The organism is Geothermobacter hydrogeniphilus, assembly GCF_002093115.1.
Classification (GTDB): Bacteria; Desulfobacterota; Desulfuromonadia; order Desulfuromonadales; family Geothermobacteraceae; genus Geothermobacter_A; species Geothermobacter_A hydrogeniphilus.
The window spans coordinates 105,894-130,978 of the sequence record NZ_NAAD01000013.1 but is presented as its reverse complement, the minus strand read 5'-3'; the positions used below and the strand labels follow the sequence as shown (position 1 = coordinate 130,978).

Here is a 25,085-nt window from a genome sequence, read left to right as displayed (position 1 = left end):
CTGACGCGGAAAATAACCAGCAAGATGCGAAAGATTATGGGTTACATGGTACTAGTCATTCGGATCGGGAATAACGAACAGCCCTCCGGGGAAGACCGGCCCCGCTTCGGTGTCGTCCCGGGGCGTTACATCCAGACCGATTTCGTTGCCGATTTTCACGTATTTTCCCGGCAGGGTCGCGCCATTGACATCGAACAACTCTTCGCCGTTGACCGTCCATCGATAGTCAAAATAAATCATATCGCCATCGGGATCATGAGCTTGCGGGATGACGGTAATCGGCTCTCCGGGGCGCACCCTGGGGTTTTTGAACATGACCCGGGAAATTCGGGGAGGGCTGTTTTTAACCTTTGCTTTCAGAATCTTTTGTTTGTCACCACACTGGACACGGGCTTCAATGACCGAGTTCGCCCTGAAATTTTCCGGATTCAGCCTGAACGGAGTTGTCGGTGATTTTTCCCGGTTGTCGACAAACCATTCCACATCAACATCCGTTCCGCAACCCATGATATTGACAATCGCCGGTCTGGTTACGGTCACCGGCTGAGGCAGAAGGGTTGCAGTGAATGTGGGGCCGCCTTCGTTGCCCGGACCTGTTTCTGGCGGCAGATCACGGGTTTCCTTGACGACCGCATCGGCCCCTTGCGGAGCCGATGCGGTTTGCTGTTTGTCGCATCCCCAGCAGAGGATGAGGAGGCTCAAGAAGATTCCCAGTTGTACCGATCTCATTCTATTCCCTCAGCCAGTAAAGGGGCTGGTAACTGCCGCCGCTCTTGGTTTCGCTGGTGCACAGCCCCCCGCCGCAACCGATCAGGGCTCCGGCACTGCGATCTTCGTGGACGGTGATGACCGCGCCGGAAGGAATCCCTGCTCCCAACGTCAGAACCCGGTCGCTTCTCCTGAGGATGACCCCGGTTTTCTTCGTTGTCGCCCGGATATTGGTATTGGAAGCATACTGGTTGTCATTATTCAAGTCGAAATTGAAGACGGCTTCTCCGGTCTTGTAGTCGACGGCGTAGACTTTGCCGATGCCGAGGTTGCCGGACAGGCAGGGATCACTGGTCATCACGTTCGGTGTGAATGAGGTGAAGTACGCGACCTTGTTGTAGACCAGTGCCGGAGCGAGGATTTTTTCGCCGCTGGTCTGGTCCAGCTTGACGAACCAGCCCGGATATTGCGGATTGAACAACCGTTGCAGGGTGCAGCCGGTCGAGGTGTCCGTTGGTGTACAGGTGCTCAGATCCTGCGGATTCGGCTGCGGGCTCGAAGCCTGCAGGAAGTCCTGTGTCAGGTTGACCAGGTTCGCTTCGGTCATGGGCGTCAGGTTGCTGGGTCGATTCGGCTTGTAGTGATAGTCATAGACGGCATAGAGCCGGTCGGTAACCGCCTGATTGAGTGGATGAGCGCGATCGCCGGTGCCGAAATAGATACCGATGTAATTGCTCTCCTGGACGACAGAGGGGGGATAGAAGATTTTGCGCCCCTGGGTTGTCGGGGTCTCGCCGCTGATCGTCGCGTCGCTCGGGTTGGCCGAGAAAATCTTTTTTCCATCCCAGTTGCCGGTGGATATCTTGCTGGAGATGTCAAACCGCCAGATATTGCCGCCGGTATCGCCGGCATAGACAAGATCGACATAGCCGTCGAAGTTGCTGTCAATCGGTTTCAGGGAGCTGGCAAAAGAATAAGTTGGATTGTTCTGCGGGTCGGTGGCGGCCCGGGCGGAGGAATAGACGTACTCCCACAGCTTGGTCGGAGTGGTATTGATGCTCGGTCCGGTAGAATTCAGGGTTGCAAGTTCCAGCAGGTAGATACCGCGTCCGCGGGGGTTGACCTGGCCTGAAGTGCCGGTACTCGTAACATTGCCGCCGTCAGCCGTCGGCAGGGTCGTCTGCGTCGTCGGCGAAGTCCCGTCGGGGAAGTGCTGGGTATTGCCGAACCTGAGATCTTCATTGTTGTCGTAACCGGCGCCGATGAAGGCAACGACCTTGTTGGACGATCCCAGCCTGACCGTGCCGATGACCGGATCGGACCAGGATTCTCCAAGTTCACTGAACCCGGTGGTTGTTCCGGAGAGATCCCAGAGGAATTGCGGCGCGGTCGGATTGGTGACGTCGAGCGCGAAATAATAGCCGCGATTGGCGGTGGGATCAAGAGTGTCGATGCCGTCACCGCGGCGCATGCCGACCAGGAGAATGACCTTGTCCTGCTGGCCGTTGTCGGTGACTCCCGCCGGGTCTGTATCTGTCGCGGACGTTTCGGGGCCCGGGCCGATGTTGCCGTCATGGTCGGCGTCATACACGTAGACCGCCGGGCTGCCGTCGACGAAATACTGATGCGTGGAGCCTCCCAGGTACTTGAGGCGCGGCAGTGCGGGGGGAGGGACAAAAGCCCAGAGTTCCGCACCGTCGGCATCCCGGTAGGCGTGGAGCATTCCGTCGTTGCCGCCGTAGAAGATAACGGTTTTATTCTGGTTCGGATCGCTCTCATTGTTGATCGTGTAGTTGTTGTAGGGCTGGATCAGTGGTTTTGAATGGAGAATGTCGCCCATGATCCAGGCGCGTTTTTCGGCGGTAATACCATCGAGATCCTGGTCATAACTGTCGAATCCCTGCATGTAGTCGATGATCAGGTCCCGGTCGGCTGCCGTGCTGACCGCCAGGACGGCAGGCGTCAGGCTGGTGTTGCTCTTGCTGAACAGGTTGACCGGTTGCGTCAGAACCTTGCTGGTGCCGAGATACGTATAAATCTTTCTCGGATTTGTCGCCAGGTCGCGTGATTGCAGCACGTCACCGATTCCACCCTCGTTGACATTGCCGCCGTCCGGATTGACCGACCAGAACGAGGTGGATGTCGGCAGGAAGCGTCCGTTTGCATCGGTTGCGACCACCCCGTTCTTGTCCACTACGTCGCCATCATGATTGATGCCGAATTTTTTCAGGTTCCCCTGCCAGTCATTGCCGACGATGGGTTTGAAAAAGCCCAGGTAGACACGTCGACCGCTGTAGGTCTTGTTTTCCGGGCTGGTGGGGACGACCGGGGCCACGAAGGCGCTGTTGACCTCCAGGATCTGGCCGATAATCGAGGTCAGGGCACCGGTCAGGGTCTGATAGTTGGAGGCCAGGTAGGCCTTGCCGCCGCCGTTGGCAGCGGTGTCCTTCAGCAGTTGGACCGCCTGGGCGTCGGCACCGCCGAGGCCGAAGCCGATGGTGAAGGTCAGTGCGTTCTGGGTGCCGGGGAAGCCCGATGTGCCGGTTTCAGGGGAGAGGTCGGTGTCGTGCAGGTACATGGCGACATCGTCAAGGTAGTCCATCGCGTATCGTTCGTTGCGGTCACCGTCGCAGTCACCGCCGGAACAGATGCTTCGCAGAACCGGGTCATCGTCCCGGGTCGCCATGCCGTCGGTGATGACGATGATGTAATTTTCCTGGCAGCTGGCAGTGATGGGTGAGGTGTACTTGAAGTTGCCGTTGAAGGCGCTGTAGCCGCCCTGGAAGTAGCGCAGCGATTCAAAGAGTGTTTCCCCCAGCGGGGTCCAGCTGTTGGCCGGCAGGGTGCGGACGACATCAATCAGGGCGTCCTCGTTGGTGATGGTGACACCGCCGCTGACGGTGTGAGTGGCGGTCATATCCTTGACGTAGGTCGTGTAGTTTTTACCGCCGACGTTCTGCGTGCGGAAACTGCCCCCCTGGCTGTAGTTGAACCCCATCAGGCCGAAATTGACGCCCTCGGTGCTGCGGATGAGGTCTTCCACGACGTTGCGGGCGATCTGGTTCTTGGTTTCGCGAATGGTGGTACAGATCTGTCCCGCGGCGCTGGTGTCGGCGGTGGTGTCAGCCGTGGGCGCCTGCGCGTACTGTCCCATGCTCATGCCGGTGTCGAGATCGGCGTTGCCGCCGGACTGGTTGTACCAGACGATCCAGTTTCCGGTCGCGTAGCGGTAGGTTTTGCGCCTCCTTTCACATTTATTGGATCTCAGTTTTTTCGTTCCGATCCAGTGCCCGTTGTTGATAAGCTTGTTCCGCGGGCCGCTGCAATAGACGTTGTTGACGTTCGATATCTTTTCCTTCCAGTCGGAACAGTTGCCGTTGTTCCAGTTTTTCTGCTCACATTCGTAGACCGCGTTTTTCTTGCAGGTTTTGTCATAGCTGCCGTTTTCCTTTTTGCCGCAATACTTGGTGCCGGTTATCGCGGTATAATCCGAGTTTGGATTGTAGGAACCTGTCGTCAGGGTACAGGCGTCGCCGACGCCGTCGCCGTTGCTGTCGGCCTGATCGGCGTTGGCAACGGTCGGGCAGTTGTCGATGTTGTCGGTGATCCCGTCACCGTCGGTGTCAGGGTAGGTGGTGTTGTTGTCGCAGGCGTCACCGAGTCCGTCGCCGTCGGTGTCGGTCTGGCTGGGGTTGGGGGTGTTGACGCAGTTGTCCTTGTTGTCGGCGATGCCGTCACCGTCGCTGTCCGGTTCGCAGACCTGAACATCGACCTGGCCGCCCATACTCCCCGAGGTGTCGAAAACAATCAGAACGTTCGGCTTGAGGGAGGTCGTGGTGCCTCCGTAGATGGCTGTGTCACCGATATAGGTATCGGGCAGGGCCATGGCCGTAAGGGGGAAAAGGACCAATGAGATCAGAGCTGTCAGCGTGAATTTATTCATAACCCTCTCCATTTCGAGGTAGCGGATGCGCCCGGTTTCTGCGTTATTTCGGGTCAGTCGCGATCGTTCTTTTCCGTCAGGTAATTGAGGTAGTTACCGCTGGCCCAGGTCGGGGCCTCGGCATCACCGAGGCATTGGCCGGAATCCGACAGGTTGCCGGTCCAGGACCCCCGTTCGCGCAATGTCGTGCGTGCCTGATCGCAGGGGAGCGTTGTCCAGAGCTTCGGTCGTTTCGCTCCATACCAGATCTGCTCTCTGTCGTCGTACTGATAGAGTCTGTCCGCCTGGTAGATACCCGGGTAAGGAGTGGTGCTGATGTAGGCGTCGTCACCGCCATCATCGGTTGCCAGGCTCGGAATGGTCATCAACAGCAGGAAAAGCGGGATAAGAGCGAGGTATTTCATGGTTGGCCTCCTTCGGTATGGGCTGGCCTCATTTGGGGACAATGATGGATGTTTGTGAGCGCAGTGCGGTGCGCGATGGATTCGGTGCCGTCGCCGGTGCTATGCCGACCACCGAAATGGCGTAGTTTCGTGCGACAAAGTAGTTCACGTCCATTCCTGAGCCGACCGGCGGCGGGCTGGTGCCGATGTAGAGGACGCTGTTGCGGTCATCCGAGTTGGCACTGTACTGGCTTGGTTCAAGGGCTCCGCTGCCGACGGCGATGCGGTCCCGGTAGAGAACCGCCGGACTGACCGTGGTGTCCTGGTCGTTGTACAGATCGACCACGTTGGTGGTGGTCGAAATGCCGTTGCGATAGACATAGGTAATCGCCCTGTCGGCGGTGTAGAAGCTTTCCAGGCCGTTGCGGAAATGACCTGACAGCTGAATTTCTGTAGTTGAAGACGACATCAGGATGAGGCCGAGAACACTCATCACCGCCAGGATCGAGATGGCGGCAATCAGGGCAATGCCGCGCTGGTTGGCGATCGGGGACGGCTGTCCTGTCGGGAGGGGGGAGAGGACTCTTTTGTCCCTCACCGGGGAGCTGGTGTAGCTGCTCTTGTCTTTAATGGTTGCGAAGGTGAACAACATCGCTCAGACTCCTCTGCCGGTTCTGTTGGCTTGCCTGTTTGGCGGTCGTGGAGACCAGGGTGACCCTGACGGCCGAGATATCCGCCAGTTGTGATGCCGAGGGGGCTGCGACCTCGGTTCCGTCGGACAGGATGTAGTCAAACTGCAGTTGGCTGATATTGTCGGCGACCACCTGTTGTCCCCCATTGTCGGCCTGTCGTGTCAGGTCGGTGCCGTTCAGGGTCCAGGTGATGCTTGACGGGTCGGGGGCGCCGGCACCTATCCGGACGATGACATCGCCGGCGTTGTATTGAATCGGTTCGGCGAGGCTGCCAAAGCCGGCAATGGTGATGGTTCGGATGCCGCTGAGTGACTGAACGGTCAGGGGGAGGGCGCTGTAGGGTTGGGAACCGCTCTGGGGACGGTAGATACGTACCGAGTCACCCACCTTGAACCGGTCGACCATTGCGGGAACTTCAACGGTAAATGCCTGGTTGCTTGTTGTGGTGGCACTCTTCGGTACTTCGAGGCTGCTGGAAATGAGGGCGAACGCCCCGGAACTTGACGCGGTATTAATGGTCAGGGTCGAAGCATCGGATCCGGCGGCGATTCCGGGTGTATTGCGGTAAATGATGGCCCCGGCCATGCTCAGGTCACGACTGATGAAGTCCATGGCGACGCGCAGGTTCTGCTGGCTGTCGACGATCCGGGCCTGGTCGCTTGTCGTGTTCTGCATGGTGAGATAGAGAGAGTAGATCGCCGCGAGCGCGATTCCCGTGATGGCGATTCCGATCAATAATTCGAGCAGAGTAAAACCTGCCCGGTGATTGCTGTCTGTTTGTCGTCGACCCGCAGCTCTCATAGATTGTATCCCTTGTAACTGGTGAGTGTCATGGTGCTTCCCAGAGGGCCCTGAACATTGACGGTGATTCTGGATATGCCCGTGATCGGGGTATCGACGGTCACCGTCCAGGTTGCTGAATAGGCTCCCCCACCCGGCAGGGTCAGGGTGGTGGCGGCAGAGTTCGGATCGAGATCCCATTGGGCCGTGCCGTTGGTCGCCAGTCTGGGGTCGTCACTTTCCAGGGCCATGACCCCTTCCATGACGCTCTGGGCGGTCGTTCCCAGCGTGGTGCGGATATTTGACCCGTTGTTGAACGATATCGCCCGTAATTGCAGACCGGCGACGCCCAGCAGGCCGATGGCAAAAATGGTCAGAGCGACAAGGACTTCCAGGAGGGTGAAGCCGTACTGACTCGTCATTGCGGTTTTCGCCATGGCTCGCTCCCTTCCCGCTGTCCGGTGAGGCATCGTTGCCGTATCCACGGCAGCCCCGGACAGCGTTTCTTCGTGTGCCTGTCTGTCGTTTCGAGTTGTTGTCAGCCAGTTGCCGTTCACGGTTGCAGACCCCTGTTTGTAAAGACTCGAGAAAGTGTTCACGCGGATTGCCGGATTGTTCCGACGCGATTATGAAACTCTTCTAAGCATGAATTGTGCCAGCTTGTCGGGTGTTGTAAAAATGCGATGTTAGCTTGTTTGCATCAAGTGTTGCTGTCGCCGGGCTGCAAAAATTGCAGACATGGTTTATGCAAAGCTTGCATTTGAATGAGAGATGGTTGATTTTATAGCCAATGAGAAGATCGTCAAAACAAAAAATGGATTATGGCCGCAGGGTGTTGATGTGGCTCACGGACAACCCGGGGGCTCATGCGGCGGGAGAAATCGGTCGTCAGGTCGGTGTCAGACGGCATGAAAGGCGCGATTTTCTCGCTCTGCTGGCCGATCTGGCCGACCGCGGCCTGCTGGAGCGCCTGAAGGGAGATCGTTACCGCCTGGCGGCACGCAAGCGCCTGGAAGGGGTCTTGTCGCTGCATCGGGACGGCTATGGCTTTCTGCAGGTTGACAATGTCGACCAGCCGGATGTTTTTCTCCCGGCGCGGGAGTTGCGCGAGACAATGGCGGGGGATCGGCTGGCGGTGATCGCCTGGCGCGACAGCCGCGGTCGTTACGAGGGACGGGTGGAGCGGATCCTCGCCCGGGCCCACAGCGAACTGGTCGGTGTTTATCAGCGCGGGCGACGGGAAAACCTGGTTGTTCCTCTCGGGAAAGATCCGGTTCCGCCGCTGGTTATCCCGCGCGGTGAAGGGTTGCAGGCAGCCCCCGGCCAGGTGGTGATCGCCGCTATCCGGGTCTACCCGCAGGGCGGTCAGCCGCCGCGCGGTCGGATCCTGCGCATCCTCGGGGATCTTCATGACCCCGAAGTCGAATTGCTGGTGGCCGCCCACCGCTTCAACCTGCCCCATCAGTTCAGCCCCGAGGCGCTGGCGGTCGCTGAATCGGTGCCGCGGCAGGTGTCCGAAGAGGATTGTGCCGGCCGTCGGGACCTGCGGTGTCTCCCTTTCGTGACCATTGACGGGGAGACAGCCCGTGATTTCGATGATGCCGTCTGTGTCGAAGAGACCGCGGATGGCTACCTGCTGCGGGTCGCCATTGCGGATGTCGCCCATTACGTACGACCGGGATCGCCTCTCGACCGTGATGCCCGCGAGCGGGGCACCAGTGTCTATTTCCCGGGTCGTTGTCTGCCGATGCTGCCGGAAGCGTTGAGCAACGGTATCTGTTCGCTCAATCCCGGGGTTGACCGCCTGGTGCTGGTTGCCGAAATGGCTTTTTCCGCCGACGGAGTGCCGCGGGCGGCCGGTTTTCATCCGGCGGTTATCCGCAGCGCCGCACGCCTGACCTACCGCCAGGTCCAGGAAGCCATCGACAGTGAACTCCCGTCGCGTCAGGAGGGGTTGGAACAACTGCCCGCCATGGTGCGACTCGCCGAAGTCCTGCATCGACAGCGGGTGAAGCAGGGAAGCCTTGATCTCGATCTGCCTGAAGCCGAGATCGTCCTCGATCTGCGTGGCCGCCCGGAGGCGATCCTGCGCAGTGAGCGGCTGTTCGCTCACCGTATCATCGAGGAGTTCATGCTGGCAGCCAATCAGGCCGTGGCCGGTTTTCTGGAGGAGCGGAGGGTTGCCTTTCCGTATCGGATCCACGAGCCTCCGGCACAGGAAAAAATCCTCAGCCTGCAGCATTACCTGGCCCATTTCGGACTCGGCCTCAACCTCTCTCCGGACGGTCCCGCTCCGGGGGATTTTCAAGATCTGCTCAAGCAGGCCGAGGATCCGGTGACCGCCCGGATCATCAATCAGGCTCTGTTGCAGGCGATGAAACAGGCACGATACGCAGTTGACAATGCCGGTCACTTCGGTCTCGGCATGGACTGTTACTGTCACTTCACCTCACCGATCCGACGTTACCCGGACCTGCTCGTGCACCGCGCCCTGCATTGTGAACTGGCTCGCGGCCGTGAGGGTGTCAAGGGCTGCGGCGTGGTTCTCAAGCGCGGGACCCTCGAAACCCTCTGCGAGCAGCTCTCCCGTGCCGAACGGCGTGCCATGGAGGCGGAGCGGGACCAGGTGCAGCTGAAAAAATGCCAGTACATGGAGAAGAAGATCGGTGACACCTTTCACGGTGTGGTCGCCTCGGTGCGGTCCTTCGGTATGTTTATCGAACTTGAAGAAATTTTCGTTGAAGGATTGCTGCATGTCAGCGCTCTTGAGGATGACCTGTATCATTTTGAGGAAGATTTACAACGCCTGGTCGGCTATAATCGCCACAGGATTTTCCAGGTGGGAGACCATCTTAAAATTCGCGTGGCCCGGGTTGATCAGGAGGCCCGACAGATCGATTTTGTCCTGCGGGAAACCCCATGAGAATCATTCGCCAGCTTGATGAATGCTGTCCCCCCCTTGAGCGGGGTGTTGTGACCATCGGCAATTTCGACGGGGTCCATCTCGGGCATCGAGAAATCTTCCGGCGCGTTGTTCGTCGCGCCCGGGAGTTGAACGGCCTGGCGACGGTCCTGACCTTTGTTCCCCATCCTCTCAAGGTCCTGACTCCGGAACGCGCTCCGCGCCTGCTCAACACCTACGCCGAAAAAGAACGCCTGATCGCTGCTTCCTGCATTGACGTTCTGGCCGCCATTCCCTTCGACCGTGAGATGGCCGAGATGTCCCCGGAGGCCTTCGTCGGAGAAATCCTGGTCGGCCGGCTCGGCATCTGTCACCTGATAGTCGGTTATGATTACGCTTTCGGACGCAATCGTGAAGGTGATGTTGATTTTCTGCGCCGGGCGGGGAAACAGGCCGGTTTCAGCGTCGAGATGCTGGAGCCGATCCGGCGCGGTGAAGAAGTCTTCAGCTCGACGCTGGTGCGCCGGCGACTGGCGGCCGGGGATGTCGCCGGAGCCGTGGCTCTGCTCGGACGGCATTTCAATCTCGAAGGGCGCGTCATTCATGGTGCCAGTCGCGGCCGGTCGCTCGGCTTTCCGACTGCCAATTTGCTGACCGACAAGGAGGTCCTGCCCCGCCCCGGCGTCTACGCGGTCAAGGTCAGACTGGATGAACAGATTTTCGACGGCGTGATGAATATCGGTTTCAATCCCACTTTCGGGACTGAAAGGATTTCCCTGGAAGTCCATCTCCTCGATTTTTCAGCTGATATTTACGACCGGTCGCTGCGGGTCTATTTTGTCGAGCGATTACGAGAAGAGATGGTTTTCTCCTCGGTGGATGATTTGGTTTGCCAGATCCGCAGGGATGTCGACCGGGCACGGCAGCTTCTCGCCGACCGGGAGGTGATCGTCTATCGCGACTACCTCGACTGCGGTCTTGAGAAGGGAGCCTGAAGTGGGCGGGCTGACCGGCAAAACCAGGGTTCTGGGTATTTTCGGTGATCCGGTGACGCATTCCCTGTCCCCCGCTATGCAGAATGCCGCGTTGCGGCAGGCGGGGATCGATGCCATCTATGTTCCCTTTCACGTGACTCCCGAACAACTGCCGCGGGCAGTGGAAGGAATGCGGGCTCTGCGGATATGGGGGGTCAATGTCACCATCCCGCACAAGGAGGCAATCTGCCCGCTGCTTGACGAAGTTGATGCCGACGCCGCCCTGATCGGGGCGGTCAACACGGTGGTTCTGCGGGACGGTCGGCTGGTTGGCTGCAATACCGACGGCGACGGTCTGGTCGCCTCGCTGCAGACCGATCTGCAATTTGATCCGCGTGGCCGACGCATTCTGTTGCTCGGTGCCGGCGGCACGAGTCGGTCCGTCGCGGTCGCCCTGGCGCGTGCCGGGGCCGAGCGGATCACCATTGCCAATCGAACCCGCAGTCGGGCGCGACAACTGGCGGCGGACTTCACGACAGTGCTTCCGGGCACATCCTTTGCAACAATCGGACTTGAAGGGTCGGAACTGGCCGTCGCGGTTGCCGAGTGCGATCTGGTGGTGAACAGTACCTCCATCGGTCTGCAGGGTGAGGCCTTTGCCGGGTTCCCCTGGCAATGTCTGTCGGCCGAGACCCGCTGCTACGATATCGTCTATCGTCGCGGCGGCACCCCCTGGCTGCTTCGAGCCGAACGACAGGGTTGTCGATGCGCCGACGGCCTCGGCATGCTGGCGGCCCAGGGAGAGCTGGCGTTCAGAATCTGGACCGGCCAGAGTCCGCCATCCGGCGTGATGAAGTGTCGGCTTTTGGCAGAAGTTGCAACAAGTTAGGCTTCTGTCGGTTGGTTGACACCCTTTTGGGTGTTCTATAAGATGAACAGCACTTGAAAATGAGACCTTTTCGGGGGGAGTGGCCTGAGGATGACCAGTAACCGGCTCGGCGAACTGCTGGTTCGCAATAATCTGATCGATGATGCCCAGCTCGCCAAGGCGCTTGAAGAGCAGAAAACCAGCGGTGGTCGACTCGGTGCCAGCCTGATCAAGCTCGGCTTCATCAAGGAAGAGGAACTGGCCGCTTTCCTTTCCCGTCAGTATGGTGTCCCGTCGATCAATCTGGCCGAATTTGAAATCGATTCGACCGTTATCAAGCTGATTCCCGCCGAAGTCGCCCAGAAATATCAGATCGTTCCGATCAACCGCGCCGGCGCCACGCTCATCATCGCCATGAGCGATCCCTCCAATATCTTCGCCATCGACGACATCAAGTTCATGACCGGCTACAACGTCGAAGTTGTGGTCGCGCCCGAACAGTCGATCAAAGAGGCCATCGACAGGTACTATGACCAGAGCGCGTCCTTCGATGATGTCATGGGCGACCTGGAGGATATCGACCTGGAAGTCATCGACGATGAGGACGATGTCGATGTCAATGAGCTGGAAAAGGCCAGTGAGGATGCCCCGGTTGTCAAACTGGTCAACCTGATCCTGACCGATGCCATCAAGCGCGGCGCCTCGGATATCCATATCGAGCCTTACGAGAAATCGTTTCGCGTCCGCTATCGGATCGACGGCGTGCTTTACGAGGTGATGAAGCCGCCGATGAAGCTGAAAAACGCCATCACCTCGCGGCTCAAGATCATGTCCGAGATGGATATCGCCGAGCGGCGCCTGCCGCAGGACGGGCGAATCAAGATCAAGCTGCCCGGCGGCAAGGATATGGACTACCGGGTCAACTGCCTGCCGACGCTGTTCGGTGAGAAGGTCTGCCTGCGGCTGCTCGACAAGTCGAACCTGCAGCTTGACATGACCAAGCTCGGCTACGAGGAGAACGCCCTCAAGTGGTTCAAGGAACAGATCCACAAGCCTTTCGGCATGGTCCTGGTGACCGGTCCGACCGGCTCCGGCAAAACGGTGTCGCTCTATTCAGCCCTGGCGGAATTGAACAAAACCACGGAAAATATCTCCACCGCCGAGGACCCGGTCGAATTCAACTTCGCCGGCATCAACCAGGTGCAGATGCACGAGGAGATCGGCCTCAATTTTGCGTCCGCCCTGCGCGCTTTTCTGCGACAGGATCCCGATATCATCATGATCGGCGAAATCCGGGATTTCGAGACCGCGGAGATCGGGGTCAAGGCGGCTCTGACCGGTCACCTGGTGCTGTCAACTCTGCATACCAACGATGCCCCGAGTACTATCAACCGGTTGCTCAACATGGGGATCGAACCGTTTCTGGTCGCCTCGGCGGTCAACCTGATTACCGCCCAGCGTCTCGGCCGCCGGGTCTGTTCCAACTGCAAGGAGCCGGAAGATATTCCGAAGGAAGCATTGATTGAAGCCGGCGTCCCGGCCAACAGGCTCGACGAGGTGGTCTGCTACAAGGGGCGCGGTTGTTCCAATTGCAATGACACCGGCTACAAGGGACGGGTCGGTATCTACCAGGTGATGCCGATGTTCGAGGATATTCGCGAGATGGTGCTGGCCGGGGCCAATACCGCGGAAATCAAGCGGGAATCGATGCGCCTCGGTGTCAAGACCATGCGCCAGGCGGCTCTGACCAAACTGGAGGAGGGGATGCTCTCCTTTGAAGAGGTGGTGCGCTGTACCGTTGCCGACGATTGATCTGTCTGGCCGGGGCATGCGCCCTTGTTTTATCTGAACGCGGTGAGGTAAGGAATTCATAATGGCCAGTATTCATCAGCTTCTCAAGACCATGGTTGAGGCGGGCGGTTCGGACCTGCACATTACCACCGGAACCCCGCCGCAGTTGCGGGTTGACGGACAGATGGTGCCGCTCAAGCTGCCCCCGCTGCTTCCGGCTGACACCAAGCAGCTCTGCTACAGCATTCTGACCGATGCCCAGAAACGCAAGTTCGAGGAAGAGAATGAACTTGACCTTTCCTTCGGGGTCAAAGGTCTGGCCCGTTTTCGCGGCAACATCTATATGCAGCGGGGTGCCATCGCCGGAGCTTTCCGGCTGATCCCCTACAAGTTCCTGACTTTCGATGAGCTCGGTCTGCCGCCGGTTGTCTCCCGCATCGCCCAACGGCCGCGCGGCCTGGTGCTGGTGACCGGGCCGACCGGCAGCGGCAAGTCGACCACCCTGGCTTCGATTATCGATTACATCAACGAACAGCGGCACGAGCATATCATCACCATCGAAGACCCGATCGAGTACCTGCATCCGCACAAGAAGTGCGTGGTCAACCAGCGTGAAGTCGGTGCCGACACCCATTCGTTCAAAAAAGCGCTCAAGTATATTCTGCGCCAGGACCCCGACATCGTCCTGCTCGGGGAGCTGCGGGATCTGGAAACGATCGAAGCGGCCCTGACCATTGCCGAGACCGGTCACCTCTGTTTTGCCACTTTGCACACCAACTCCTGTGTTCAGACCATCAACCGGATTGTCGATGTCTTTCCACCCCATCAGCAGACCCAGGTACGGACCCAGCTTTCCTTCGTGCTTGAGGGGGTTCTTTCGCAGACGCTGATTCCCAAGGCTGACGGTCGGGGCAGGGCGCTGGCCATTGAGGTGATGGTGCCGAACATGGCCATTCGTGCCCTGATCCGCGATGACAAGGTTCATCAGATCTATTCACAGATGCAGATGGGGCAGGAAAAGTTCGGTATGCAGACCCTCAACCAGTCCCTCTTCATGCTTTATCACGGCAAGAAGATCAGCCTGGAGATGGCGATGATGCGGTCTCAGGATACAGACGAACTGAAGCAGATGATCGCCAACCCCGCGTCGGTGCTGAAACGGGGCATTCAATCCGGCAGCGGCGCGCGTCCCGTTGCCACGCAAATGTGAGGCTTTCACAAGAAAGCAAAATGCCGTTGGCTAAGCAAAAAGCGCCGACAGCAAGGCGCACGATTGTTGAGCAATGAGGCGTACTGGTGTACGTCGAAGCAGTGAGAACAAGCGTCGCAACGCAACTGCAGGTGAGTTTTTGCGACGCCACTCAAATGTGAGGTGAAGCATGGCCAAGTTTGCCTGGGAGGGAAAGACTCGAACCGGCAAAGTCCAGAAGGGAACCATGGAGGCCCCTGACCAGGGGGCGGTGACGGCGGCTCTGCGTCGCCAGGGAATCATGCCCTCGTCGATCAAGGAACGGGGCAGGGGCATGGACATGGAGATCAGGATCCCCGGCCTCGAACCGAAGGTCACCACCAAGGACCTGGTTGTTTTCACCCGCCAGTTCGCCACCATGATCGATGCCGGTCTGCCGCTGGTCCAATGCCTGGATATCCTCTCCCGACAACAGGACAACAAGACCTTCAAGAAAATCCTCACCGAGATCAAGGAGAGTGTCGAGTCCGGGTCCACCTTTGCCGACGCGTTGGCCAAGCACCCCAAGGCCTTCGATGAACTCTATGTCAACCTGGTCGCCGCCGGCGAGGTCGGCGGTATCCTCGACACCATTCTCAACCGTCTCGCCGCCTATATTGAAAAGGCCCTCAAGTTGAAGAAACAGGTCAAGAGCGCCATGACCTACCCGGCGACCGTGGTCGGCATCGCCGTGGTTGTCATCGGCGTCATCCTGATCTTCGTTATTCCGCAGTTTGAGAAGATGTTTCATGACTTCGGCGGCGAACTGCCCGCTCCGACACAGGTTGTTATCGCCCTGAGCAACTTCATCCAGCATTACATTCTGGTCATCATCGGCGGAATCGTGTTGCTGATCTTTGCCTTCAAGAAGATATACGCTACGTCCAAAGGGCGTTCGGCAATCGATGAATTTTCGTTGAAACTGCCGATCTTTGGGGTGCTGATCCGCAAGGTCGCCGTGGCCAAGTTCACCCGGACTCTCGGCACCATGATTTCCAGCGGTGTACCCATTCTCGATGGCCTGGAGATTGTCGCCAAGACCGCCGGCAACAAGACGGTTGAAAAGGCCATCTACCAGGTCCGCTCCAGTATCAGCGAGGGCAAGACCATTGCCGAGCCGTTGGAGAAATCCGGCGTATTCCCGCCCATGGTGTGTCAGATGATTGCCGTCGGCGAGCAGTCCGGCGCCATCGACACCATGCTCAACAAGATTGCGGATTTCTATGACGACGAAGTCGATGACGCGGTCAGCAACCTGACATCGATGATGGAGCCGCTGCTGATGCTTTTCCTCGGCACCACGGTCGGTGGACTGGTCATCGCCATGTACCTGCCGATTTTCAAGCTGGCCGGTACTGTCGGAGGTTGATTCACGCCTGATGCCAGATTCCGTGCCGTCGAGACGACAGTTGAAACCATCCCGCAAGCAGCTGGGGTGGTTTCTGCTGTTGCGGGTCGTTTTCATCTGTATCTTCCTCGGTGGAACGGTCGTTTACCAGGTCCGGGACGGTTTGACCTCCGCCCATCCCGCGCTCCCCTTTTTCTACCTGCTGATCGGGCTTTCCTTTGCTCACGCCCTTGCCAGCGCCGTGTCGCTGCCCCGGGTGAAGAACCTGGTTTTTTTCACCCACACCCAGATCGCCTGGGATCTGGTTTTCTGTTTTCTGCTGATTGCTCTGACCGGCGGGACCGAGAGCCCTTTTCCTTTCCTGTTCGTCTTTATCATCATCAGTTCCAGTGTCTTTTTTTCGACCCGTGAAATCCTGATCGTGGCTGCCGCCTCTTCGATTCTGTACGGGGGACTGATCGACTTTCAGTATTATCAGGTTCTGCCGCATCCGGCGGGGCTGCCGGGACTGGAGCCGGTTGCCGGGCGGGAAGCGTTTTATACCATTTTTATCCACGTCGTCGCCTTCTTCCTCACCGCCCTGTTGAGTGGCGCCCTGTCGGAACGCTGGCGGCGCAGTGAAGCTGCCCTGGCCGAACAGCGCATCGATTACGATGAGCTTGAAGCTCTGAACAAGGCGATTCTCGGCAACATCAGCAGCGGCTTGATGATCGTCAACAGCCAGGGGCGAATCCGTCTCTTCAATCGGGCCGCCGAAATGATCTGCGGACGCAGTCTGAAGGATGTCTACAATCGGCGGGTCGATGAGCTTTTCCCCGGTCTGGAAATTATGTCCGGGCAGGGATTTGTTTTCCATCAACGGGCTGAAGGGGAGATTCGTGACGCGTCCGGGCAACGGAAGGTTCTCGGTTACGCCACCAGCGGCATTCGTGATCCACGCAACCGGGAACTTGGTCTGCTGGTCAGTTTCCAGGACCTGACCCAGGTCAAGGAGATGGAGGAACAGCTCAAGCGCAGTGACCGTCTTGCCGCCATCGGCCGGCTCTCGGCGGCCATGGCGCATGAAATCCGCAATCCCCTGGCGTCGATCAGCGGTTCCGTTCAGTTGCTGATGGAGACCGAGGGGGTCAGTGACGAAGATCGTCGCCTGATGGGGATTGTCGTCAAGGAAGCGGACCGTCTGAGCAGCCTGCTGACCGATTTTCTGACCTATGCGCGACCGAGGCCGCCCCAGACTGAGGATTGTGACATCTCCGGTCTGCTGGACGAACTGATCGATATGTGTGGTACGGATCCCCGCTTCGACCAGGTTGTATTCATCCGGGACTATGAGAGTGGTATCCGTTTTCTGGTCGATCGAGACCAGGTACGCCAAGCTCTCTGGGGGATCTTGATCAACGCTGCCGAGGCCATGGGCAGCGCAGGCGAAATCCGTATCGGTGTCAACCGGGAGCAGGGTCTGATTGCCATCGAGGATTCAGGCCCGGGGATTCCTCCGGATATCGCCGAGCGGGTTTTTGAACCCTTTTTCACGACCAAGGCCGCCGGCAGCGGTTTGGGCCTGGCAACGGTCTATTCCCTGATTGACGGGCATGGGGGACGTGTTGAAATGACAACCGGTGCTCTTGGCGGCGCCCGTTTTCTGCTCTGTTTCGGACCCGGTCTGGTGTTGTCCTGAAACCCAAAACCACCGGCAATTTCGGGATTCGGTTGTCGTTACGGCTGAATCTGCTTCGTTGCCTTCACCGCTTCGGTGCTCAACGTAGCTCGGCTACGTTTGCGCCCGAATCGGCGCGACGCCTCGCATCTCCACCCGTTCCGCCACCCTCGGTCCACAAAACAGCCGGTGGATTTGGGTGAATTCGGCTTGAACAGACCATTTAAAAACGTTAAGCTTGCAACTTCATTGCCCAGCAGGAGGATCTTTTCTTGAGCAGCAGCGGATATCATATCCTTGTCGTCGACGACGAAGAGAGCATGCGGGAATTTCTCAGTATCATGCTGCATCGTGAGGGCTACCGGGTTGACGCGGTGCAGGATGGCAGCCAGGCGGTTGAACGGCTGAAACAAAAGACTTACGACCTGGTGATTACCGATATCCAGATGCCGCGGCTTGACGGTTTCGGGGTCCTGGCACATGTTCTGGAACGTTCCCCCGAGACGGTGGTGATCATGATCACCGCTTTTTCGACCACCGAACAGGCGGTCGAGGCGATGAAGCTCGGCGCTTATGATTACATCACCAAGCCCTTCCGCAACGACGAGATTCGTCTGATTGTCAAGAATGCCCTGGAACGCAAGGAACTGCGCCACGAAAATCTGCAGTTGAAAAAAGAGCTCGGCCAACGCTATGCCTTCGGCAACCTGATCGGTAAAAGCAAGCCGATGCGCGAGGTCTATGAACTGGTCGAGAAGGTTGCCGACAGCCGGGTTAACGTATTGATCACCGGTGAGAGCGGCACCGGCAAGGAAATGGTGGCCCGGGCCATTCATTACAACAGTGAGCGGGGTGATCAGCCCTTCGTGCCGATCAACTGCGGGGCAATCCCGGAAAACCTGCTTGAAAGTGAATTGTTCGGTCATGAAAAGGGTTCCTTCACCGGGGCGATTCAGCGCAAGGAGGGCCTGTTCGAGGTGGCCGACGGCGGCACCCTGTTTCTGGATGAAATCGGCGAACTGCCGGCGATGATGCAGGTCAAGCTGCTGCGGGTGCTGCAGGACCGCGAGATCCGCCGGGTCGGCGGGACGAAAAACCAGCAGGTCGATGTGCGGATCGTCGCCGCCACCAACAAGGATCTTGAATCGGAGGTCGCCGAAGGGAATTTTCGCGAAGATCTCTTCTACCGACTCAACGTCATTCGTATTGATCTTCCGCCTCTGCGCCGCCGACGGGAAGATATCCCCCTGCTGATCGAACATTTTTTCGAAAAGTACAGCCCCTCGGAGAAGGTCGATATCGCCGAAGACGCCATGCGCACCCTGCTCGATTACCAGTGGCCGGGCAATATCCGGGAACTGGAGAACGTTGTCGAACGCTGCACGGTTCTCAGCCAGGGGCGGGGGCTGACCAGTGACTGCCTGCCGCCGCAGATGCTGCGCACCGGAACTGTCGGTAGCGGCGGACTGCTGGAACTGCCGGAAAACGGTCTTGACCTGGATGATTATCTGGCCGGAATCGAAAAGGACATCCTGCTCAAGGCCCTTGAACGCACCGGTGGGGTGCGCAAGAAAGCGGCCGAGTTGCTGAATATATCGTTTCGTTCTATCCGTTACCGACTGGCCAAGTTCGGCTTCGGAGAAGATGATGACGCGGGAGGGTCATAAAACGGCGCTGGCTGCTGCACGAGTGCCGCCTTTTGTCACTCGTTCCTGAACAACCGTTCCGGGGGAATATTGCGAAAATCACAACCTGCTGAAATATAAGAAAAATATTTGATGAATCATGGATTTTTAGACCGTTTTTTGATTGGCATCAAGATTGCTAATACCTAAAGACAAAGAAGGTGAGACGAAATGGCTAAACGGGAGACTCCTGTTGGTCGATAAAGTCAGAAGCGGTTTTAACCAAGGTGGGAATCATCCCTGAACTCAAACGAAGGAAAGGAGTTGGAACATGCTGAAAAAGTTCCGCAAGAATCAAAAGGGTTTCACCCTCATCGAGCTGCTGATCGTCGTCGCGATCATCGGCATCCTGGCCGCCATCGCCATCCCGCAGTTTGCCTCCTATCGGCAGAAGGCTTACAATAGCGCGGCCCAGTCGGATCTGAAGAACACCAAGACCAACCTGGAGTCGTATTACGCCGACTACCAGCATTATCCGAATTCGAACTCTTGATAAAGGTCATTCGGATACATTCCTGAGAAACTTTGCTGCGAGGAGATATACGATGAAAAAGGTTCTGATACTGTTGGCTATTCTCTCTTTGGCGTCCGCTTCGACGGGGTTTGCAGCCTATACATCCGGCACGAATGGCAGTGTAACCCTTGCCAACTCCATCCCGTCTGGCAGTGCTGACCCGGCATTGACAGTTCAGCTGTCGAACAATGTACAGTTGAACTATCTCGCCGATACGACAGCCGGGCTCGGCTACATTCTTTCCACCTATCACGCAAGTGGTAACCGCACCTATGGCAGCTCGTCCGGCGATGCCAGTATCTATTGGGCGGATGGAACTCAGGCCACTGGTCTTCCCACCACGGTTCCCACCGGCACCGGAACGGCTGACTTCAGCAGCTGGAAGGCTCTGTGATCTGCATCATCTGACAAGCTAGCAGACTTCAACGTGAACGGGGTACGCCGAATGGCGTGCCCCGTTCTCTTAATTGCGAGACCAGAAGGCATGAATCGGAAATCGAAGGTGATTTTGGTTGCGGGCGTGACTCTGTGTGGTGCGCTGAGGGATCGTATTCTCCATGCAATTTTGGGGGTTGCATGCTTGCTGCTGTTGCTGGTACCGGTTTTGAGCCAGTTCTCCATGCGTCAGGTGCGGGAGTTGTCCATTACCCTTTCGCTGAGTTTTTCATCTTTTGTTCTTTTGGTGTTGGGGTTGCTGTTGGGGGCGACAACTCTCTGGCGCGACATCGAGCGACGTTACACGGCGGCGGTGCTTGGTTTGCCGTTGACGCGTAACAGTTATCTGTTGGGGCGCTTTTTCGGTCTTGCGTTGTTTGTTTCTTTGTGCGGCCTGGTGCTGGCGGTCGCTGGATGCCTGGTGATCTCGTTTCATGGGGACCAGATGAGTTCAGGGCTGTCTTTGCGCTGGGTGAACATCGTGGTTGCTTTTGGGGGCGATGTTCTCAAATCTTTGCTGGTGATTGTCCTGGCCCTGATGTTTTCGACGGTCAGCACATCGCTGTTTCTGCCTGTCTTTGGTACCTTGGGAATCTATTTCGCCGGGTCGGCTTCCCAGGAGGTCATGGATTATCTTTCGAGTCCTGACGGGCAGTCCCTTCCCATGGTGTCACGCTTGCTGGCGAAGGCCTTTTATTATCTGCTTCCGAATTTCGAAGTATTCAATTTCAAGGTCGCGGCAGTTTATGGTTTGCCTTTGTCGGTTGAGTCGGTGTTGTATGCCGTTGGATATTTTTCTGTTTACGTGGCCTTGTTGCTCTTTTTCGCCGTGCTGTTGTTCAACAGAAGAGAGTTCGCATGAGAAAGAGCTTTCTGGTTTTTCTCATTTTGCTGGCCTGTTACGTTGCCTTGCAGGTCCCACTGACGAGGTGCATGGCACAACGGCCGCTTGTCGTTCGTCTTGGTTACATTCCGGACGGCCGGGTTCTGCGTGTGGCCCTGGGAGACCAGCGGTTGTTGGCCTCGGAATTTTCCATGTTGCGACTGATGCTTTATTTCGGCTCGCTCGTGGAAAGCTGGAAGCGGCAGGTGCTTGTGCCGCCGGAATATTTCAACATGTATCGCACTGCGGAGGCGGCGATCAAACTCGACCCCTATAATATGGATGCCTATTATTTTTCCCAGGCGGCTTTTACCTGGGAGGTGGGTCATGCGGGCGATGTCAACCGGCTTCTCAAATACGGGATGAAGTACCGCCATTGGGATTGGTATCTCCCCTACTTCATTGGGTTTAATGCGGCGTATTTTCTCAAGGACTTCAAGACGGGGGCTGACTATATGCGGCAGGCGGCCGAGTTGTCCGGGAATGCCCTGCTGGCCCGGCTGTCCGCGCGGTATTTCTATGAATCGGGACGCAGCGAACTAGGAATTGCCTTCTTGCGCAGTATGATCGGACGGGAACGGGATCCGAAGGTACGTCAGGCATATCAGTTGCGGCTGCAGGCCCTGGAGCGGGTGCACCAGATAGAAAAGGCGGTGGCCGAGTTTCGGCAGAGATACCAACGCCTGCCGAAAAGGATCGAGGAACTGGTGGCATTGGGATTGCTGCCGGATTTGCCTGCAGATCCCTATGGCGGGACATTCTTTCTGGATGCTTCCGGCCGGGTGCGCAGCAACAGCAACTTCAGCAAAATACGTCAATAACAGGATGCATTTCAGATCATGTCGACGATTGAAATCCGGAATTTGCATAAAACGTACAAAGGGAAGAGACGTAATCAGGTTCGAGCGCTGACCGATTTGAATTTGACCGTTGAACAGGGTGAGGTTTTTGGTTTTTTGGGGCCCAATGGGGCCGGAAAGAGCACGACGATCAAAATCCTGACCGGCCAGATTGCACCGACAAAGGGGCTGGCGTTGATCAATGGTGTTCCCGTGACGAATCCGTCGGCCCGCAGTAGCCTTGGCTATCTACCGGAAAATCCTGCCTTTTACCAGTTTCTTACCGCTGAGGAATATCTGTTTTTTGTCGGACGGATCCAGCAGATGGATGCGTCGGCCATCCGTGCTGCCGCTCAACGGGTATTGGGATTGCTGGAGCTGGATCACGCCGCCAGGCGTCCGATCAAGGGGTACAGCAAGGGCATGGTGCAGCGTCTCGGTCTGGCCCAGGCCCTGTTGCATGACCCCGACCTGCTTATTTTCGATGAGCCGATGAGTGGCCTTGATCCGGTCGGTCGGGCGCTGGTGAAAAAGATTATCAAGCAATTGAAGCAGGAGGGGAAAACAGTCTTTTTCAGCACGCACATCACCACCGATGTGGAAGAGGTGTGTGACCGGGTGGCGGTTTTGGTGAATGGCCGTCTGCAGGCCCTGGAGGCGGTCGATACCTTGCTGCAGAAGGGGATAGAGGGCTATCGTATCTTTGGCCGGATGCCGGGAGCGGAAGCCAGTCAGCGACTGGTTTCGCCGTCCGAGCTGAAAACGACTCTCGAGAACCTGCTGCAGACCGACTTTCAGGTCGAACGCATTGAGCCGGTGCGACAGAACCTGGAAGATTTTTTCCTGGCAACGATAAAGGACAGCCCGAATGCGGATCGGTAAGGGATTTCAGCTCCTTTTTCTTGTTTTTGTCGTTTGCGGTGTTTTCTATCCGGCTATCTTTGCCGGCATTAATTCGGTCGATGACCGGCGTATGTTCCAGGATCTCGCGTTGATGATCGATAAGAGCCCCTGGACGCTTTTTTTGCCGCCGCCGGGATTTTACTACCGCCCTCTGCTGATGTTGACCTTTGTCGTCGACTACATGTTGTGGGGGCAGGAACCTTCCTTTTACCATCTTGGCAACATCCTGATTCACGCCGCCAATGCCTGCCTGATTTTTCTTGTGACGGAGTCTTTGCTGAAGGTCGGGAATGAAGAGGGGGAGCCCGGCCCCTGGCCGTTGCTCGCCGGATTGCTGTTTGCCGTTCATCCGATCGTGACCGAGTCGGTCGACTGGATTTCCGGTCGCACCGATCTGCTCGGGTGTTTTTTTGTCCTGCTGACAACACTGGCCATAGTGACCGCCTCTCGCCGTCGGAACCTGGGTTTTGTCATCCTGGGGGTGGTGGCGATGATTCTGGCTGTCATGTCCAAGGAAATCATGGTCTTTTTTCTGCCTGCGGGAGTTTTTCTGCTCTACCGGCTTTCTCCGGCAACGCACGGCACTGCCTGGTGTCGGCGGGCGGCGACGGTATTCCTGTCGCCTTTCCTTCTTGCGGGAGGACTCTATTTTGCCCTGAGAATCCAGAAATATGGCCTTGGCGCCGGGTTTTCTGAGTTTCTACACCGTTATGACTATGGCCTGTTTGACACGGTTCGGGTCTTTTTCAAGGCATTCGGGTTTTACGTCAAGAAAATGTTTTTCCCGTTGCCATTGAATTTCGCCATTGTAAGTGCATCGGATACCTATGTTTGGGTCGGGATAGTGGCGGTGGCGGCCATGCTGTTCATGTTGCGCCGGCGGCTGCCGGGGCTCGACCTGGTGGTGGTCGGTTTTTATCTGGTGTTTCCCGGAGTGCTGATTGCCTTGACCAACATTGCCTGGACGCCATTGGCGGAAAGGTATGTCTATCTGGCGACGGTTTTTCTGGTGATGGGCCTAGTCCATCTCCTGCGGGATCTTTCATTGTCAATACGTCGCGAGACAGTCGTTGTGGGGTGCCTGGCTGTCTTCCTTCTGCCTATGACGGTGGTGACGGTCGGGCGCAATTTCGTTTGGCAGGACAATGCGCGGCTCTATGCTGACACGAAAACTAAATCACCAGAGTTTGCGGCCATGAACAATGAGCTGGCGATAGCATTGATAAACGCAGGTGATTTGAAAGCCGCGGAAAAGGTTTTGGCGGAAGGAAAGAAAAAGTCAGCGTCATATCCGTTGCTTTACATCAATCAAGCCAGGATTTATTTGGAGCGTGGCGAATATGACGCGGCACGTGATGAAATATTGAAAATTTGCCATGACAAATCATCTGTCAATATTGAAGTCTTGAAAATGCTGGCAAGGATCGACGAGATAAGGTTTGCCAAGTCAGCCGATGACGGTGTTATGAAACAGTTGCTGGATACTTATCGGGTGTTGACCTTTCGTAAGGCTGATCCTTTTTACGATTATCGCTATGGACAGTTGCTGCTGAAAATTGGTGACAGGGCAAGGGCGCTGGAACATTTCAAAGAGGCTGCGTTAAGGGCGCCAACTGGCAGCCATTACAAATTGGCGGCGGTCAAATTGGTGTCTCGACTGCAGCAGAATCGAACAGAATGAAAGCTTATCTTCAACTTCTTCGGCCGCACCAGTGGCTCAAGAATCTGATGCTGCTGTTTCCGCCCTTTCTGGGGGGGACACTTTTGGTGGGACAGTACTCGTCTGGGCAGTTGCTCTGGCCTCTTGTTGCCTTCTGTCTTGGTTCGAGTGCCAGCTACATTCTCAATGATATCTGCGATGTCGAGCAGGACAGACTTCATGCCCGCAAAAAACACCGTCCCCTGGCGGCGGGGAAGGTCGGGATTCATCGGGCCGTAGTTCTGGCGGTTGTTTTTGTGGTGGTGGCGGCTGCCTGTGCCTGGTGGGTATCGGCCGGATTTCTGATGTTTCTGTTGCTGTACCTGGGAATTTCGCTCTCCTACTCGCTGTGGCTGAAGGACTTGCCGCTGATCGAGCTTTTTTGCGTGGTCAGCGGTTTTGTGCTGCGGCTTCTGGCCGGCGGCGAGGCTTATGGGGTGGTGATTTCCGACTGGCTGTTCCTCAGCGTTTTTCTGCTGGCGCTTTTTCTGGTTAGTGGGAAAAGGCTCAGTGAATTGCGTTATGAGGGGGGAGAGACGCCGGGTCATATTCGCCCCGTACTGACCTGTTATCCGAAAGGATTCTTGGAAGGATGCATGTTGTTGTCCGGATCCGCGGTTCTTGTTACCTACACGATGTATGTCATCAGTCACCAGAGCACGATCTGGGTTGTTCCGCTGAGTTGTTTCGGCCTGTTGGCGTTCTGGATGCGAGTACTTTCAGGCAGGGGGGGGGATCCGACCAGGGCACTGTTAAGAGACCCTATTTTGTTCATTGTCGGGTTCTTGTGGGTACTGCTGGTGGGGTGGGGTATTTATGTAGGGTCTTGAAAAGAGTTTTGACAATGGACTCC

General features: G+C 57.1%; 21 protein-coding genes. 15 read left to right on the top strand and 6 right to left on the bottom strand.

Annotated features, from left to right (window positions below; all coding sequences use genetic code 11):
• Positions 1 to 51: 51 nt before the first annotated feature.
• The 6 genes from B5V00_RS16965 to B5V00_RS11255 form a co-directional block, all read right to left on the bottom strand.
• Positions 52 to 315, bottom strand: a complete 264-nt coding sequence (locus tag B5V00_RS16965) for a hypothetical protein (RefSeq protein ID WP_139800751.1) — start codon at positions 313 to 315, stop codon at positions 52 to 54.
• 415 nt (positions 316 to 730) lie between these two features.
• Positions 731 to 4,651 carry a PilC/PilY family type IV pilus protein gene (locus B5V00_RS11275; protein ID WP_172399724.1) on the bottom strand — a complete coding sequence of 1,307 codons (3,921 nt, stop codon included), beginning with the start codon at positions 4,649 to 4,651 and terminating at the stop codon, positions 731 to 733.
• Between the two features lie 53 nt (positions 4,652 to 4,704).
• The gene (locus B5V00_RS11270) at positions 4,705 to 5,055 is read right to left on the bottom strand and encodes a hypothetical protein (protein WP_085010894.1); all 351 of its coding nucleotides are present in this window, start codon (positions 5,053 to 5,055) and stop codon (positions 4,705 to 4,707) included.
• A gap of 28 nt (positions 5,056 to 5,083) precedes the next feature.
• Positions 5,084 to 5,686 (bottom strand): PilX N-terminal domain-containing pilus assembly protein, encoded by a 603-nt coding sequence (locus tag B5V00_RS11265; RefSeq protein ID WP_085010893.1) that lies wholly within the window; start codon positions 5,684 to 5,686, stop codon positions 5,084 to 5,086.
• On the bottom strand, positions 5,661 to 6,527 hold the full coding sequence (locus tag B5V00_RS11260; protein ID WP_172399723.1) for a PilW family protein: 867 nt from the start codon (positions 6,525 to 6,527) through the stop codon (positions 5,661 to 5,663). The genes B5V00_RS11265 and B5V00_RS11260 overlap by 26 nt, the downstream gene beginning before the upstream one ends.
• The gene (locus B5V00_RS11255; protein ID WP_139800750.1) at positions 6,524 to 6,943 is read right to left on the bottom strand and encodes a type IV pilus modification PilV family protein; all 420 of its coding nucleotides are present in this window, start codon (positions 6,941 to 6,943) and stop codon (positions 6,524 to 6,526) included. The genes B5V00_RS11260 and B5V00_RS11255 overlap by 4 nt, the downstream gene beginning before the upstream one ends.
• Positions 6,944 to 7,344: 401 nt before the next feature.
• Here B5V00_RS11255 and rnr point away from each other — a divergent pair, with 401 nt between their 5' ends.
• The 15 genes from rnr (at position 7,345) to B5V00_RS11180 (ending at position 25,062) form a co-directional block, all read left to right on the top strand.
• The gene (gene rnr, locus B5V00_RS11250) at positions 7,345 to 9,429 is read left to right on the top strand and encodes a ribonuclease R (RefSeq protein ID WP_172399722.1); all 2,085 of its coding nucleotides are present in this window, start codon (positions 7,345 to 7,347) and stop codon (positions 9,427 to 9,429) included.
• Positions 9,426 to 10,403 carry a bifunctional riboflavin kinase/FAD synthetase gene (locus tag B5V00_RS11245; RefSeq protein WP_085010890.1) on the top strand — a complete coding sequence of 326 codons (978 nt, stop codon included), beginning with the start codon at positions 9,426 to 9,428 and terminating at the stop codon, positions 10,401 to 10,403. Before rnr ends, B5V00_RS11245 begins: the two co-directional genes overlap by 4 nt.
• A gap of 1 nt (position 10,404) precedes the next feature.
• A complete protein-coding gene (gene aroE, locus B5V00_RS11240) occupies positions 10,405 to 11,271 on the top strand; it encodes a shikimate dehydrogenase (RefSeq protein ID WP_139800749.1) in 867 nt (288 codons plus the stop codon).
• Positions 11,272 to 11,361: 90 nt separating this feature from the next.
• On the top strand, positions 11,362 to 13,062 hold the full coding sequence (pilB, locus tag B5V00_RS11235; protein WP_085010889.1) for a type IV-A pilus assembly ATPase PilB: 1,701 nt from the start codon (positions 11,362 to 11,364) through the stop codon (positions 13,060 to 13,062).
• Between the two features lie 61 nt (positions 13,063 to 13,123).
• Positions 13,124 to 14,251 (top strand): type IV pilus twitching motility protein PilT, encoded by a 1,128-nt coding sequence (locus B5V00_RS11230; RefSeq protein ID WP_085010888.1) that lies wholly within the window; start codon positions 13,124 to 13,126, stop codon positions 14,249 to 14,251.
• A gap of 169 nt (positions 14,252 to 14,420) precedes the next feature.
• Positions 14,421 to 15,638: a type II secretion system F family protein gene (locus B5V00_RS11225; RefSeq protein WP_085010887.1), complete on the top strand. Its 1,218-nt coding sequence runs from the start codon at positions 14,421 to 14,423 to the stop codon at positions 15,636 to 15,638.
• Between the two features lie 10 nt (positions 15,639 to 15,648).
• Complete coding sequence (locus B5V00_RS11220) at positions 15,649 to 17,295, top strand: two-component system sensor histidine kinase NtrB (protein ID WP_085010886.1); 1,647 nt, start codon at positions 15,649 to 15,651, stop codon at positions 17,293 to 17,295.
• A 251-nt stretch (positions 17,296 to 17,546) separates the two neighbouring features.
• Complete coding sequence (locus tag B5V00_RS11215) at positions 17,547 to 18,941, top strand: sigma-54-dependent transcriptional regulator (RefSeq protein ID WP_281249695.1); 1,395 nt, start codon at positions 17,547 to 17,549, stop codon at positions 18,939 to 18,941.
• Positions 18,942 to 19,230: 289 nt separating this feature from the next.
• Positions 19,231 to 19,452 (top strand): type IV pilin protein, encoded by a 222-nt coding sequence (locus B5V00_RS17535; protein WP_085010885.1) that lies wholly within the window; start codon positions 19,231 to 19,233, stop codon positions 19,450 to 19,452.
• Positions 19,453 to 19,504: 52 nt separating this feature from the next.
• The gene (locus tag B5V00_RS11205) at positions 19,505 to 19,867 is read left to right on the top strand and encodes a hypothetical protein (protein WP_085010884.1); all 363 of its coding nucleotides are present in this window, start codon (positions 19,505 to 19,507) and stop codon (positions 19,865 to 19,867) included.
• Positions 19,868 to 19,957: 90 nt separating this feature from the next.
• On the top strand, positions 19,958 to 20,770 hold the full coding sequence (locus tag B5V00_RS11200) for a hypothetical protein (RefSeq protein WP_085010902.1): 813 nt from the start codon (positions 19,958 to 19,960) through the stop codon (positions 20,768 to 20,770).
• On the top strand, positions 20,767 to 21,612 hold the full coding sequence (locus B5V00_RS11195; RefSeq protein ID WP_085010883.1) for a tetratricopeptide repeat protein: 846 nt from the start codon (positions 20,767 to 20,769) through the stop codon (positions 21,610 to 21,612). The genes B5V00_RS11200 and B5V00_RS11195 overlap by 4 nt, the downstream gene beginning before the upstream one ends.
• 18 nt (positions 21,613 to 21,630) lie before the next feature.
• Entirely contained in the window at positions 21,631 to 22,512 is an 882-nt protein-coding gene (locus B5V00_RS11190; protein ID WP_085010882.1) for an ABC transporter ATP-binding protein, read from the top strand.
• Positions 22,499 to 24,214, top strand: coding sequence for a tetratricopeptide repeat protein (locus B5V00_RS11185; protein ID WP_085010881.1), 1,716 nt, complete (start codon positions 22,499 to 22,501; stop codon positions 24,212 to 24,214). Before B5V00_RS11190 ends, B5V00_RS11185 begins: the two co-directional genes overlap by 14 nt.
• The gene (locus tag B5V00_RS11180) at positions 24,211 to 25,062 is read left to right on the top strand and encodes a decaprenyl-phosphate phosphoribosyltransferase (protein ID WP_085010880.1); all 852 of its coding nucleotides are present in this window, start codon (positions 24,211 to 24,213) and stop codon (positions 25,060 to 25,062) included. Before B5V00_RS11185 ends, B5V00_RS11180 begins: the two co-directional genes overlap by 4 nt.
• Positions 25,063 to 25,085: the final 23 nt, after the last annotated feature.